Raw genomic sequence first — 14,469 nt, 5'->3', positions numbered from 1 at the left:
GTGCGATTATCCGCGCCGGGTCTTCAGGACCCTGGCGATGTTTTCGAGCACTTTGGCTTCGGGTGCTTTCCCCGACCAGGCCAGCCAATTGGCGATCATCTGCAACTGCCGTACCACCGACTCGAACTGCCGCTCCGATATGCGCTGGCCCGCCAGCGCATCATCGTAGCTGTCGTTGAGCTCGCGCTCGGTGCAAGCCTTAGCGCCAGCCGCATTCACCTCTCGGGTCACCCCTATCAGCCAGCGGGTAAGCAGTACATCGGCCTTCATCACTGCATCGAAAACACCGAAAGACTGCTTGTAACGCGCCTGAGCTTCGGTTTCACAGCGTGAAAGATCTTCTATCGACAGCTTTTTCGAAAGGCACATAACCTCCAGCTGGACCCGGTTGAGCATCGCGTAAGGATTCCAGTCAGGTGAGTCTCTATCCTCCCCTGCCGCATAAGCCATCTTTGCTGCCAAAAGGCTTCGACTGATGCGTCCATCCAATTCTTCATTGCGTGACTGGGTAACGCTTTCCAGTAGCGCTATATGCGCTTGACGCTTGAGGCCGCGCCCGCGCATGACTTGTCGGCGAGCAATCGATTCACCCGGCACATCCTCGCACATATCACTCAACTGATCGGCACGATTGATGGCGGCCATGATCAACCTTGCCGCTTCCTTGAAATCAGCAACAGCAGTGCCGTCGACTGGATCGGCGACGAGGTACGCCTGACGAATCTCTACATCAATCAGCTTCTCCACCGCGGTCATTGGTACACAACCACGACCATTGAAGCGCGCCAACGCCTGCAACAGCGCTTTGCGTGAAGCCGCCAACGCCTCGGGGTCATCCCATTCGCTGTACAGCAGACCCAGGCCGTACTGAACCTCGGCCTGATTGATCCAACTGTCCGGCAGGCCCTCCAGGCGTCTGCGCACCTGCTCCTGAAGCTGGTCGAATCCGGTTGCCGTCGCTGCGGCATTGGTGTTGGCCGCCGACAAGCGCTGGCCTTCCAGCCAATCGAGCAATTCTGGAGTGCCCCGCAAGCAGGTGTTGTTGCTATCGCCGGGAGGCAGCAACCTGAGCTGGAACAGTGGGTCGCCATAGGCTTGGTAGGCGCCCCAGGTATTGCAGGCGGGAAACTGCTCGAGGGTGTCCAGACGTGCACAACTGATCGCCTCGGCAAAGTGATCGCCGTGAATGGCCAAGCGCGTGAAGAAGGTCTCTGAAAAACAGCACGCCGCACTGTCATCGACCTCCCAGCCCGCCGCGACCACACAGCGCACGCCCATGTTGATCAGCTCCTGGGCCAGACTTGCGGCCAGGCGGTTACCACCCGCTTCACCGACCGTGATCTTACCCAGGTGACAGCAACTGAGGAACACCAGGTCTGGCACAGTTTCCATCCGATCGATTTCGGCAGCGGTCAGCAGCAAACCATCCGACAACACCACCCCGCTACGCAGTTGGCCGTTGCTGTCCTTGCTGCGGTAAACGCCATGGGCGCAAATCACCAGGACTCGATAAGGCCTGGCAAACAGTTGGTCGAACACGTCCACGGCACTGGCACCACCGGGCAGGCTCCAGGTGGTATAGCCCGCACCGTTCAGCACCTGGCCCACCGTCAGGCTTTCACGCAGGGCACCGGGCAAGTCAGCCAGACGTTCCGGCCAAGGCCCGTCGCCTTTGGGCCTGAACTGCTTGAAGTAGCCCTGGGTATCCGGATTGCCGATAACACAGGCGTTCATCAGGTCGGTACGTATCACTTCGCGGCGGTAACGCTGGGTGATGAACTGGCGCACCAGACGCGTGCGCGAAATCATCGGCACACCGTCGGTCTCGAGCATTTCCCATGGCAAATTGGCGCTGCTGTCGTCGAGCACCAGAATCAGATTGTCCGACTTGCGCACCGCGCTCTTGAAGCCTAATGGCAACATCAACTGGAACAGGCTGTTACCAAAGAATGCCGCCGAGTCGTAGCGGGTGCTGTTCGGCCCGCGCAAGGCGCTGTCGACCATCTTTTCCAGCAAGCCCGGTTGACGCTGGTCGACGACCGCCTCGACGCGGGCGCGTTGCCCCATGTACAGGTAGTTGAAGCGTTGCGCCGGCCGGTCGAAACGGGCTTCAGCTCTGTTGGCCGCTTGCCCCGGGCTGTCGGCACTGCTGACCTGCAAACGTGGCCAGTAATCACCCGGAGGCGTGACGCTCAGGCGTGGTCTTGCCCCGTCACCGAACTGCACGGCCTGGGCAACCTCCAACCGACTGTTCAAGCGCTGCAACTCACCTGCCAGCTCACTGTCCAGGTTGGCTACGGCATAACTGGCACAGATTGCGGCATCGACAAACATCTCGACAATGTCCAGGCGCGTCACCGCCGCTGCACGGCTTTTGGGGCCGACACAAACCGCGGCGTAGTCACGGTTGGCCTGCAGCACCCCGAGAGTCACCGCGCGGATCGACTCGTCCACAGTCAATTGCGCACTGGAGTTGGTCCCCAGCAGCAAACTGGCAATATGCAACGGCAGCAGATCATCGGGTCTGTTGGGGTCGTCCAGGCGGGTAACCTGGGCATACTGGTCCACCGCACTGAGCAAGTAACGCAACACGCCACTGCGCACCGCCTGGATCACCCCTTCAGCGGTCAGCTCACCCATCTCACCAAGACCGATGATCAACGCACCCCGCCCCGTCCCACGGCTCACCTCGGCAGCCGTCCGTGGCACCAGCACCACCGTGGTGTTGCCCAACTCACCAGAGTACAAGCCCAGGCGTTGGCGTTGGGTCAGTGCACCGTTGACCAGTGTCTGATCGACGGCCGCTTCGGCACCAGAAATCGGGTCGCCGCGGTAGTGACCGCAGATCAGCGGCACCTGCACACAACTGAGGTTCATCGCCAGAACATTGATTTTCAGCGTGGTCAGCTCAGGTTTTGGCTCCAGGCTGCTGCTGTTGCCGAGCACCTGACTCAGCAACTGGGCATCGGCCGGATAGGCGGGTGGCCCACCTCGAAAGCTGACCAGCGCCGTGCTGCGCTCGGCTGTACGACTACTCGGCAGACGCTTGAGCAGCGCAGGCGTACGCTTGTGCAGCAAGCTTTCGATCTCGGCAAAATAGTGCTTGGTGGATGCCAGCTCACCGTGCACCACGGGCATGTACCAGTAACGATTATCGGGCAGATTACCCAACTTGCCGGAACGCCAGGTCACGGTGCCGTCGCCTTGCGAAGTGCCGCGCAGCATCAGTTGCTCGCCGCTGATGTCCAAGCCACAGGGAGTGTTCTTGCCCTGGCCAAAGACATAACTGATGCGCTCAGGCGCCAAGTCGATCCAACTGTTATCTGCCAGGCGCTGCCAATGCTCCTGCACTTGCTTGAGCACTGCCGCGCGAGGCCGAGCACCCAACTCTTTGCCGAACCAGAAATCATCGTTGTTCAGGGCCAACTGGCTCCAACTGGCCGCCGCGAAAAAGTCCACCGGACTGTGCCCGCCGATATCGACAAACCCTGGGGCAGGCAACAGATGCAACGCTCCGGGGAAGTCGGCGACGATTTTCAGGATGTCCGCCAAGTTATTCTTAAGGTCCACGCGGGCCAGCATACGAATGGTGTCGGACTGCCCCAGCAAGGTTTCCACCATCGAGTAGGCACCCTGGTTGGGGGTGCCCAGCATGATCACCAGCCCATCGGCATGGGTTATCAGGTCTTTCCATAAATCGGGGTCTTGCCTGAAAGCGGCACGTATCACCAAGCCGCCCATGCTGTGCGCGAGCAGGCGAATGCTGGAAGTGGGATGCTCCTTGAGTTGATCGCGTAACCTGACTGCCAGTTGCGCACCCAGGTCCTCAAGCGGCTGGCGCCAATCGTAGTAGTGGGCAATAACGTTGTGGGCCTTATCCAGATACTTGTACAGATCTCCATACGCCAACCTCATCAGGTCCTTGCTGCTGACCCGCGGCTCATCGATGGCAATGCTGCCCAGCCCCCTCAAGGCAAGCTTGAGGGGATCGAGCCAGAAAATTTCGTCGCCAACGCTCAAGCTGCTACCCATGATCCCCGGTATCAGGAACACAGCAGGCTGACCTTCGACATACACTTTCACCGTTTCGACGGTGTCAGCGCCCCGCGCTGATGAAGGTTCGGCGCCCCGGGTCATCGTCAGCCGATCCAGCAGCCAGTCGCTCAGGCTGCTGGGAAGTGGACGATTTCGAAATTTGACGGTGTCGCGAAAATAATGGAAGTGATTGACCTGCGGCCCTTCGACCGCCATGGCATGCGCCTCGTTGGCATGATCGAACAAGCCGCCATACATGGAGTCGGTGTTGACTACCAGGTCGTTGCGAGCACGATCAAACAACGCCCAATTGACGAACATGTAGCCGATGCGCTGCACAATCCCGCTGGCCGAATCCTCGGTATCGCCGGCAACGATGGCCATTTTCAGCTTCGGCAGTGGCGCAGCTCGCGCCAGCAACATGGCCATGGGTGCCTCTGGCAGCATGGCCTCGATGCCAGGCACCACTTGCGGTTGCATCCGTTTGTCAGCGATCTCCAACACCACCCGTTCCAACAGCTTCAGGCTACGCGAAGCAAGCTGAGCGGTGGCACTGCCGGCGGCAGGTGTAGCCACGGCACCCACCGCCGCACCAATACCCCAGGTGGCAAACTTGCGCACCAGACTCAGCAGGCAGGAGAGAAATACATCGAGATTATCAGAGAGCAAGGCCGTGCCACGGGCAGGAGCAGCCACGCGCACATAATGGGTTATATCGAGCTGCTTGGCCTTGAGCAGGTCTACAAGGCTCTGGAGTTTAGCCCGCTCTGTTTGAGCAAACTCCAGGCGCTGCGCGGTTAACGCCGGATCTTGTTTTTCCCGCTCGACTTCATCGGGACGCGGTTCACGGCGGTAATGCGCGATCCACTGTGGCAAGTCCGGATCATAGGGGTCCATGCACAACAGATCGGCAACCAACCCGCCGCGTGAATGACTGACCAACTGCACCCGTGCCTTCTTCGGCAAATGAACCAGCGCTTGCAGGGCATTGGTAATGGGGCTTTCCGAGAACGTGCGATGCTCAAGACCGACAATCTGGCTGCCGAACTTCAATTGCAGATCCTTCCAGGCTGCCGTTGCCGGCAACTCACCGAAACTGCCCAGCGTGTGCGAGCCCGTGCCATGAATGAACAGCAAGATAGGTTTACCGGCCTGCAGCACCTGGTCGCTTGCAATCAGATCCTGGGGATTCAACAGCCCACCGTTCCAGCGGTAAAGACCGGGCTCACCCGCCAACTGCCGCTCGATGGCTTCCATCAGTGCACTGGCGCCCTTCTGCGCGGCCCAGTCGACAGCCATGTCAGTCGCCCTGCTTTTGAAAATCTCCTTGGCCAGGTCAGTGATGCCATCATCGTCCAGCACCAATTGCCGGACTTGCCGCCAGACCCAATCCGCAGCCCCACGGTTCTTGCCTTGGATGTCTATGAAGCGGGCAAAATCGACCGAACCGTCCCTGTCGACAACATCTGGCCGGGTTCGACGCAACTGCTCGACCAACGCATCGGCGCGAATATAGATGGTCGAGCCGTCATTGGCATCCAGCGCCAGCAAAGCATGGGGATCGTGCAATGTTTCACTGCGCGGCGCCTCACTGGCACGTGCAGCAGGTGCCAACTGCCAGGTTTTCAGCACGCGTATGTTGTCCAGTGTGCTGGTTGATCCAGCATTGATACCGCGACTGGTTGGCGCCGGCAGGGGCGCAGGTGCAATTGCGGCAGTATCGGCAGATGGCTGAAGGGGCAATTTAATCAGGGGGGGCGCGTCAGTTGGCTTCACGATCAATCCCTCTGGATCCACCCCCTCACTAAAGTTCATGCTTAGTTAGATTTCAAACATTCCCTATGTTTTTAAAATACGCCAAAAGAATGGTGTTTCAAAAATATAACAACTGCACTTCTTTAATAGCGAAAGTCTTCAGCGAATGCTGTTTCTTATCGCGTGTATTTCATACCTCGTTGCGGCTGATCTTCCCCTTCAAAGAGCGGGCAAGCCCGCTCCTCCCCCCCCCTACACCGCAGTGCCTGCCAGCTTCAAGTCGACCTGGGCAGGCGCTGATTCCGTTGCCCCGTGGCACGCCACAAAATCCTCCTTGCGCAATGCCACCAAGGCAATCAGCGACACAATTCCGGTGCCAATATAGAAGTACCAAGGCGATGAAATGTCCCCGGTCTGCTGAATCAACCAGGTAGAAATCAATGGCGCACTGCCGCCGAACACTGCCACAGGAATGTTGTAGGCCACCGCGATTCCCGTCGAGCGAATCCGCGTGGGCAGCAGTTCACTCATGGTTGCGTAAGTGGACGAAGCGTACAGACCAAACAGAATCGCCACCGCCATCAGCGGATAGAAGAAAGACGCCGCAGTGGCTGTTGGTGCAGCCTTGAAGAACCAATACATCGACGCTGTCGCCAACACCCCCACCACCATCAGGAACGGCTTGCGCCCATATTTATCGGTGAACATGCCGCCAAACGGCATGACGAAAGCTGCCGATAGACTGGCAATGAACACGTAAAGCAGCGTGGTACCACTGTCGAACTTGAGAATGCGCGACATGTAGGTCGAGGCAAAGGTCAGCACCAGGTAGAAAATCGAGCTGTGCAGGGTGATGATGAAAAACACCAACGCAATCGCCCGCTTCCACTGCCATACCTCACGCAATGGCGCCTTGGAGGTTTCTCCCGCTTTCTGCAAGGCAAGGAACTCGGGGCTGTCTTCAAGCTTCAGGCGGATATACATAGAGATCAAACCCATGGGACCTGCTACCAGGAAGGGAATACGCCAGCCCCAATCCTGCATCAGATCAGCACCTAGCGCCCAGGTCATGCCGTTGGCTACCACACCGCCAAGCACCAGGCCCAATACTGCCGTCACCATCAACCAGCAGGTGGAGAAGCCGCGCCGCCCAGGCCCGGCATACTCGGAGATAAAGCTGGTAATGGTGCCGATCTCGCCACCGGCAGAAAAGCCCTGCACACAACGGATCAACACCAACAGAATCGGAGCGGCGATGCCGATGGACGCATAAGTGGGCAGCATGCCCAGCAGGCAGGTGGAACCTGCCATCATCACCAGCACGGTGATCAGGGTTTTGCGCCGACCGATCTTGTCGGCCAATGGGCCGAAGAACAACCCGCCCAAGGGACGGATGAAAAAACTCAAGGCGAAGGCGGCAAAGCTACTGAGCAGGCTGGTGGTCGGATCATCGGAAACAAAAAACGCCTGGCCGATGTACACCGCCAGAAAGCCGTAGACGCCATAGTCGTACCATTCGATCAGGTGCCCGGAGGTTGCTCCGATGAACGCGCGCCGCCGTTGCCGGGCCGGATTGTGCTGAAGATTTGCCATAGCAGTATTCCTGTCTTGTTCTTATTGATGGAAAGCGGTCCTACATCAGTCGTTTACAAAACGGCGGCGCTTGCGGCCTCCTTCAGCCAGTGGCGCAATTCAGTCTTGAGTACTTTGCCGTAGCTGTTTTTCGGCAGCTCGGCGAGAAACACATACTTCTTCGGCTTCTTGAACGAAGCCATGCGCTCGATGAACCAGGCAGTCAGTACGTGCTCATCCAGCAGGCCCGCATCACGGGATACCACAAAGGCCACCACCGATTCGCCCCACTGCTCATCCGCCTCACCGACAACGCAGACCTCGAACACCTGCGGGTGCAGCGCCAATACTTCCTCAACTTCGCGTGGGTACACGTTGCTGCCACCAGAGATGATGACGTCCTTGCAACGGTCGGTGAGGGTCAGGTAGCCCTGCTCATCAAGAAAGCCGATATCACCTGTCAGTAACCAACCATCGACCAAGGTTTCACGGCTGGCCGCTTCGTTGCGCCAGTAGCCTTGCATTACCGTCGGCCCACGGACCGCTATCTGGCCGGGCTGGCCGAACGGCAAGGGCCGACGATCGCCATCCAGCACCTGCACATCGACACATGAATGCGCCAGTCCCACTGAAGCCGCAACACCCGCCCAATCCGCTCGCTGACGATCGGCGATCACTTCACGGGGCAAGGCGCTGATGGTCATCGGGCTCTCGCCCTGGCCGTAGATCTGCACCAAGCGCGCACCGAAGGTGTCCACGGCTTCTTGCAAATCCGCCAGGTACATTGGCGCGCCACCGTAGACAATGGTTTTGATCCCGTCTCCGGCATAGCCGACCACGCGCGCCTGCTCGACCATACGCTTGACCATGGTCGGCGCGGCAAACAGCGAAACGTCGCCAAGCCGGGCAGCCAGGTCGAACACTTCTTGCGCCTTGAAGCCGCGCGACGCCGGCACCACATGCCGCGCACCACAACGCACATGTATGAAGTTGTACAAGCCGGCGCCATGAGACATCGGTGCTGCATATACCACGGCATCGTCAGCGTTGACGGGATCAACATCCACTGGGTAGCACAGAGACATCGCCACCAGGTTGCCGTGGGAAAGCATCACCCCCTTCGAGCGTCCAGTGGTGCCCGAGGTATAGAACAACCAGGCCAAATGATCGGCCGTGCAGGTGTAGGGTGTTGCCAGTGCAGCGCCAACATCGGCGATCACGCGTTCGCGCCCCGCCTGCTCGAAGCAGCCCTCAGCCAGCTCGCCGCGCGCAAAGACCTGGCCGTCGTCAGTGAAGATCAGCTTCGCCTCGGCGTTGTCGACAATCCAGGCCGCCTCGCTGCGGTGCAGCTTGCAATTGATCGGCACAGCCACGGCACCGATCCACCAGACCGCATACATCAACTCCAGGTACTCGCAGCAGTTCTTCATGAACAGAGCTACCCGCTCACCGGGGCGAACTCCATGCTCGTGAACCAACTGCAACGCCAAACCGCGCACTCGATTGGCAAAAGTACGGTAATCGGCAATCTGCCGGTGCCCCTCAAACAGCGCCGGGCGCTCGGGCCAGCGTTGCGCGGCAGCTTGCAACCAATTGGCAATATTCACCGTTACGCCCTCCGTGCCTGAAGCACCGAGGCGTAGTTGGCCACTGCCATCCCACCCATGTTGAACAGCAACCCGAACTCGGCATTCGGCGCCGCCAGGCCAATCGGCTTACCTGTCAATTGAGCAAAGGCCAAGGCATGCATCGATACACCTGTTGCGCCCACCGGATGCCCCTTGGCCTTGAGCCCGCCGGACAGGTTCACCGGCAGCTTGCCACCGGGCTGGACAATACCCTCCTCCAGCGCCCGCTGGCCTTGCCCTTGTGGGGCCAAGCCCATGGCCTCATAAATCAGCAATTCGGCGATGGTGAAACAATCGTGCACCTCGGCGAAACTCAACTCGCCCAGGCTCACCTGTGCCTTGTCCATCGCTGCACGAATTGCCCGCTGCGGGCCTTCAAAGGCCAGCAAGTCGCGGCGAGACAAGGGCAGGTAATCATTGACCTGCACCATGCTCTTGATCGCGACCTCGCGACGGAACTGCCGTGCACGCTTGCTCGACGCCAACACAATCGCCGCCGCGCCATCACTCACCAACGAACAATCGGTCAGGCGCAGAGGCTCGGCAATGTATGGATTGCTCGGCGAAACAGTGTTGCAGTGCTCAAAACTCATCGCTTTGTGCATCTGCGCCAACGGGTTGCTCATGGCATTGGCGTGGTTCTTCGCGGCGATGGCCGCCATCGCCGACAGCGGGCTTTGATAGCGCTGTTCATAATGAGCGGCCGCCAAGCCAAACAATTGCGGAAAACTCAGCCCAGCCTCATCGCTATCATGCTGGTAGCCCGCCCCGGCCAACGCCGTGGTGACTTGCTCGGTGGAATTGGCAGTCATTTTCTCGGCACCCACCACCAGCACCAACTCTGCTTCGCCGGCACGAATGGCATTGATCCCCGCCTGAATCGCCGCCGCCCCAGAGGCGCAGGCATTTTCGCAGCGAGCAGCTGGTTTAAAGCGCAACGCGGGATCGGCCTGCAACATCAGCGACGCTGGAAAGCCATCGGCTACCAGCCCCGAATTGAAGTGTCCGAGAAACAGCGCATCAATTTCCGCGGCAGCCACATCAGCGTCAGCCAGGGCGGCACGGGTTACATCGACAATCAGGTCTTCCAGCGTGGCATCGGTCAAGCGGCCAAAGCGTGAATGGGCGGCAGCGACGATGCTGACAGAATCGGTAGCCATGGTTTTTGTCCTTTTGTTGATCAGGCGTTCCCTACAATGGCCCCAAGCACAAAGCCCTCGCTATTCGTGCAACTACGTATAGGGATCAGTAGCTCGATTGATGGATACTGCGTGGCAACACTGAACAAGAAACAGGCAGGCCAGCGCCATGACCGACCCCGCCCGACAACTACAAGACCTTGAGCGCCTGGCGTTCCAGGTGTCGCCTGCGCCCCAGGTGATCACCGGCAACCGACGCATGCTCGACCTCAACGAGGCCTTCCAAAGCCTATTCGGCTACCAGCGCAGCGACCTGCTTGGCGAGCTCATTCTCAAGCTCTACCCCTCCAAAGCTGACTACCAGGCCATCGGCGAACGCAGCCTGAGCTGGCTGCGCCACGCCAAGAATGGCGCCTACTCGGACGAGCGATTCATGCAGCACCACAACGGCGAAGTCTTCTGGGCCCGGGCCAATGGCTACACCCTGACCCCGGACGACCCGTTCCAACTGATGGTGTGGCACTTTGAACGGATGGACCGCGTGTTTCGGCCCACCGTTAACCTCACGGCGAGGGAGCGGGAAGTTTCGGCGCACATCGTCAACGGCCTGACCTGCAAAGAGATCGGCCGTAAATTGAACATCTCCCACCGCACGGTGGAAGTGCATCGGGCAAGGCTGATGAAAAAGTTGCAGGCGAAGAACAGCGCGGAGTTGGTGTCGCGGATTATCGTTTTGAACTGAGGGATGGCTCCGCTATCAGGCAGTACCGTCCGTCCCGAATCGCCAGAACCTAGTATTTTTGTCAGTTGTGGCGCGGCGCCGCTCAGCCTATAAATAACCCAAGCATGAGGGGATGAGGTCACCGGAAAATAGATGTATATCTTGACCGGCCCGATTCCTCTCATGCCCCATCTTCTGATAGCACTTGGTCGCCATTCGTCGCCTTGGATCTCGCGACAGCCAATTATCCAGCAGCTCTGGCGTGGCTATTGCAAATGCCGCCTCAGCGGCCCCGAAAAGACGTAATTCTGACGCGGCAGCGGCCAAAATCAACGTCCAAGGGCGCCTACAAGACGCCTGCTCAGCTATCGGAGATATAACGTGTCAACGCTCAATGAAATCGCAATGAACCACGCGAAAATGGTCAAAAGGCTGGCGGATGAATCAATCGCCCTTGAGCAGCGTCAGCCCCTGGTCGTGGGTGGTTTCGAGGTTTCATCCCTTGATACGCCACACCACCTGCCGCTGCCCTTTATCATTGATGTTCAAGACCGAAACATCGAGCTGACTGCCGCATCGCTGTGATCCACCCTTAGGTAGCGGCGAGCAAGCTGTGCGCCAAGTCGTCGACCAACGCCTTGGCCATACCCAGCAGATAATGCGCCGCCCAGGCGCTCGTCGCATCCTCCTCCAGCCCAGCCTGCAACGTCAGCGTTTGCGCACAGGCCATCAACGTTGATACCTGCTCGAACACAAACTCCGCACTGTGCCCTGGCTCGACCCGAAACAACCGCTGTACACCTTCCCCGCGCTCGCCTTCACCGAAGGTTGCGACACCTACTGTCTTGAGATTCGAAACACTGCCGAATCGCGGATTCTTATCCATCCCAACCTCCCTGGCCAAGTTGGCCTTTATGCAACGGCGCCGGGCTATGAGGAACACATAGGCGTGGGTGAGTAGTGGGTCGATGAGGTGAATTGTTGGCGGGGATGAAGTGGTGGATCGGGGACGATTTTTAGCATGACGAACTCCTTTGCTTTAGGGAGCTGCCACAACCTTTGCTGTCAAACAAAGGTGGCAGCTATACGTGGGTTGACAGACCGGCAAAGCAAAGGGAAAACCGGCGCACACGAAGGTGCCCCACGTACAGCCGCCATAACGCGAGCACATGCGGATTCACTTTGAATTCGGTCTGTCAAAACCGGTCGTTGAATTGGCAACGACCGAGCGAGACTAGAGCTGGATCTAAAGCGCCGCAATGGCTTTTAGGCGGCAAAAGTATGAATAGGAAATGGACTACATGGAATCAGGAAATTCTGAAAGATTTTCCCGCTGCTCCTGTGTATTCATTACACCTGTAAGATTCGATGGAAATCTCGGCTTCACCCAAGGTTGTTACTGGTGGCTGGTTTCTGACTATTGTCTCACCTGAACAAGGACACCTCCGTGCCAAGTCGGTTGTTGATCACCACCTGTACCTGCTTGCTATTGGCAGGTTGCCAGGAACAGTCGCTCCCCCACCCCAAAAGCCAGAAGCTCTCCGTCGATAAGGTGGCAGAAATCGCCTCGACCATTGAGCAAAAATACCCAAACCTTTCCGCCGAGACGCGCAGCAAAGTGCTCAATACTGTTGTGCGATCACTGGATAATATGGTGTTTGTTGAGGGTGGTGAATTTCTGATGGGGGATTTTGGGTGGCCATTTGATGACGACCCAACCAATTTATGTGACTGGCCCTGCGGAATGGATAGAAATCAGATGGGTAATATAACCATGTTCGGCGATGATGACCTTGTTCATCCAGTCAAACTGAGCAGCTACTACCTTTCGAAATTTCAGACAACTATTGAAGGCTTCGATTTATTCTTCACCGTTCATGGAAAGCCTGTTTTTAATGTTGAGCGACGCAAGCGAAAAGACTTGATTGACCTTCATTACCCCAATCTTCCAGCACCAGCAAAGAGCTGGCAAGAGGCGAAGGATTACTGTATATGGCTCGGGCAGCTCAGTGGCTATCCAGTCGATTTACCAACCGAGGCGCAATGGGAATTTGCAGCCCGTAATCGAGGACAAAAAATCATATTCCCCACTGACAATGGAAGCTTAAATTATGGAAGAAATTTCCCAGAACCCCATATCCTTGACACGTTCGCTGTAGATAAATTTCCGCCTAATTCTTTAGGTATTTACAATCTCTCAGGAAATGCAACGGACTGGGTCAATGATTGGTATGACAAAAATTACTATCATTATTCCCCTATCGAAAATCCCCAAGGCCCCGATACCGGAACACAGAGAGTATGGCGGGGTACGAACATGCTAGAGGACCCATTATTAAGCGCCAGTACTGTTCGACGCTGGGGCGTAGAACCGGTACAAGGTGGCCACTATGCAGGCATAGGTTTCCGCTGCTCAATCCAATCTGAACTCGCGTTGTGATCTATTCAAGTTAAAGCACACTTTAGTATCATAAATTAAATGAAGCGTAAATGGTGGGCATGGGCAATTTCTGCATGGAAAGCCGCATCACTAAACCAGATACAGGTCTCGCGCCACATCACTTTGCAGTGGCAGCTAGTTTTTGACTATTGCTTCACCCGAATAAGGACATCCTCGTGCCCAGACAGTTTTTATTAGCGACTTGTACCTTGCTGCTGCTGGCAGGTTGCCAGGGACAGTCGATCCCTCACCCCAAAAGCCAGAAACTCGCCGTCGACAAGGTGAACGAAATCGCCTCGACCATTGAGCGAAAATACCCAAACCTTTCCATTGAGACGCGCAGCAAAGTGCTCAACACTGTTGTGCAATCATTGGATAATATGGTGTTTGTTGAGGGCGGAGAGTTTCAAATGGGAGATTTTGGGTGGCCATTTGATGATGATCCACATAATTTATGTGAGTGGCCTTGTGGAGTACATCCCTCTAAAATGGGGCGAATAACTATGCACGGAGAGGACGACTTCGTTCACCCTGTAAAGCTCAGTAGCTACTCCCTATCTAAATTTCAAACGACCATAAAAGACTTTGACATCTTCTTTATCTCTCAATCCAAACCAGTGTTCAATGCAGAGGACAGGAAGCGTAAAGACATTCAATTTCTGCATGAACCGAACCATCCTGCCCCTACAAAAGAATGGCAAGAAGCCAAAGACTACTGTGGCTGGCTGGGTGATCTAAGTGGATATCAAGTCGATCTGCCGACAGAAGCACAATGGGAGTATGCCGCTAGAAATCGAGGCAAGCATGTAGTATTTCCCACCGATAATGGTAGCTTGAATTATGGAAGAAATTTCCCTGAGCCCAAGGTAAAACGCGTATTTCCAGTAGATAGCTTCGTTGCTAACCCTTTGGGCATTTACAACCTTTCTGGAAATGCAACAGACTGGGTTAATGATTGGTACGACAAGGATTATTACCGCCGCTCGCCTGTCAATAATCCTCAAGGGCCACGTACTGGTAGGGAACGAATATGGCGCGGCGCAAATGTCCTTGAAGACCCCCTATTAAGTGCCAGTACGGTCCGCCGCTGGGGTGTTGAGCCAATACAAGAGGACTACTACCCAAGCGTCGGCTTCCGCTGTGCAATACAATCAGCTAAGTCTCTTTAATATCTCAAGC

9 protein-coding genes are annotated in these 14,469 nt (G+C 56.9%); 4 read left to right on the top strand and 5 right to left on the bottom strand.

The annotated features are described in order from the left end of the window. Positions 1-6 precede the first annotated feature (6 nt). The 4 genes from D3Z90_RS09950 to D3Z90_RS09935 all read right to left on the bottom strand — a co-directional run bounded on the left by D3Z90_RS09950 (position 7) and on the right by D3Z90_RS09935 (position 10,150). A complete protein-coding gene (locus D3Z90_RS09950) occupies positions 7-5,667 on the bottom strand; it encodes a CHAT domain-containing protein (RefSeq protein WP_168198452.1) in 5,661 nt (1,886 codons plus the stop codon). Between the two features lie 375 nt (positions 5,668-6,042). Then, complete coding sequence (locus D3Z90_RS09945; protein WP_136475574.1) at positions 6,043-7,383, bottom strand: MFS transporter; 1,341 nt, start codon at positions 7,381-7,383, stop codon at positions 6,043-6,045. Between the two features lie 53 nt (positions 7,384-7,436). Then, positions 7,437-8,969, bottom strand: coding sequence for a class I adenylate-forming enzyme family protein (locus tag D3Z90_RS09940; protein ID WP_136475573.1), 1,533 nt, complete (start codon positions 8,967-8,969; stop codon positions 7,437-7,439). 2 nt (positions 8,970-8,971) lie between these two features. Further along, a complete protein-coding gene (locus tag D3Z90_RS09935) occupies positions 8,972-10,150 on the bottom strand; it encodes a thiolase domain-containing protein (RefSeq protein WP_136475572.1) in 1,179 nt (392 codons plus the stop codon). A 148-nt stretch (positions 10,151-10,298) separates the two neighbouring features. On the opposite strand from D3Z90_RS09935, the gene D3Z90_RS09930 reads away from it, so the two are divergent. Then, a complete protein-coding gene (locus D3Z90_RS09930; protein ID WP_136475571.1) occupies positions 10,299-10,871 on the top strand; it encodes a LuxR C-terminal-related transcriptional regulator in 573 nt (190 codons plus the stop codon). Between the two features lie 360 nt (positions 10,872-11,231). Beyond that, a complete protein-coding gene (locus D3Z90_RS09925) occupies positions 11,232-11,435 on the top strand; it encodes a hypothetical protein (RefSeq protein WP_136475570.1) in 204 nt (67 codons plus the stop codon). Between the two features lie 7 nt (positions 11,436-11,442). On the opposite strand, the gene D3Z90_RS09920 is transcribed toward D3Z90_RS09925, so the two are convergent. Beyond that, positions 11,443-11,736 (bottom strand): DUF3077 domain-containing protein, encoded by a 294-nt coding sequence (locus D3Z90_RS09920; protein ID WP_136475569.1) that lies wholly within the window; start codon positions 11,734-11,736, stop codon positions 11,443-11,445. Between the two features lie 561 nt (positions 11,737-12,297). Here D3Z90_RS09920 and D3Z90_RS09915 point away from each other — a divergent pair. Both D3Z90_RS09915 and D3Z90_RS09910 read left to right on the top strand, forming a co-directional pair. Next, positions 12,298-13,290 (top strand): SUMF1/EgtB/PvdO family nonheme iron enzyme, encoded by a 993-nt coding sequence (locus tag D3Z90_RS09915; RefSeq protein WP_136475568.1) that lies wholly within the window; start codon positions 12,298-12,300, stop codon positions 13,288-13,290. Positions 13,291-13,466: 176 nt separating this feature from the next. Then, positions 13,467-14,459 carry an SUMF1/EgtB/PvdO family nonheme iron enzyme gene (locus D3Z90_RS09910; RefSeq protein WP_136475567.1) on the top strand — a complete coding sequence of 331 codons (993 nt, stop codon included), beginning with the start codon at positions 13,467-13,469 and terminating at the stop codon, positions 14,457-14,459. Positions 14,460-14,469: the final 10 nt, after the last annotated feature.

This window comes from Pseudomonas sp. DG56-2, from assembly GCF_004803755.1.
Lineage (GTDB): Bacteria > Pseudomonadota > Gammaproteobacteria > Pseudomonadales > Pseudomonadaceae > Aquipseudomonas > Aquipseudomonas auratipiscis.
Note: the sequence above shows the minus strand (reverse complement) of the source record. Positions and strands in the feature narration are given on the sequence as shown.

Excerpts from the sequence above, each read along its gene's own strand:
- D3Z90_RS09920 (WP_136475569.1), bottom strand. The coding sequence starts at position 11,736 with ATGGATAAGAATCCGCGATTCGGCAGTGTTTCGAATCTCAAGACAGTA.
- D3Z90_RS09935 (WP_136475572.1), bottom strand. The coding sequence starts at position 10,150 with ATGGCTACCGATTCTGTCAGCATCGTCGCTGCCGCCCATTCACGCTTT.
- D3Z90_RS09930 (WP_136475571.1), top strand. The coding sequence starts at position 10,299 with ATGACCGACCCCGCCCGACAACTACAAGACCTTGAGCGCCTGGCGTTC.
- D3Z90_RS09945 (WP_136475574.1), bottom strand. The coding sequence starts at position 7,383 with ATGGCAAATCTTCAGCACAATCCGGCCCGGCAACGGCGGCGCGCGTTC.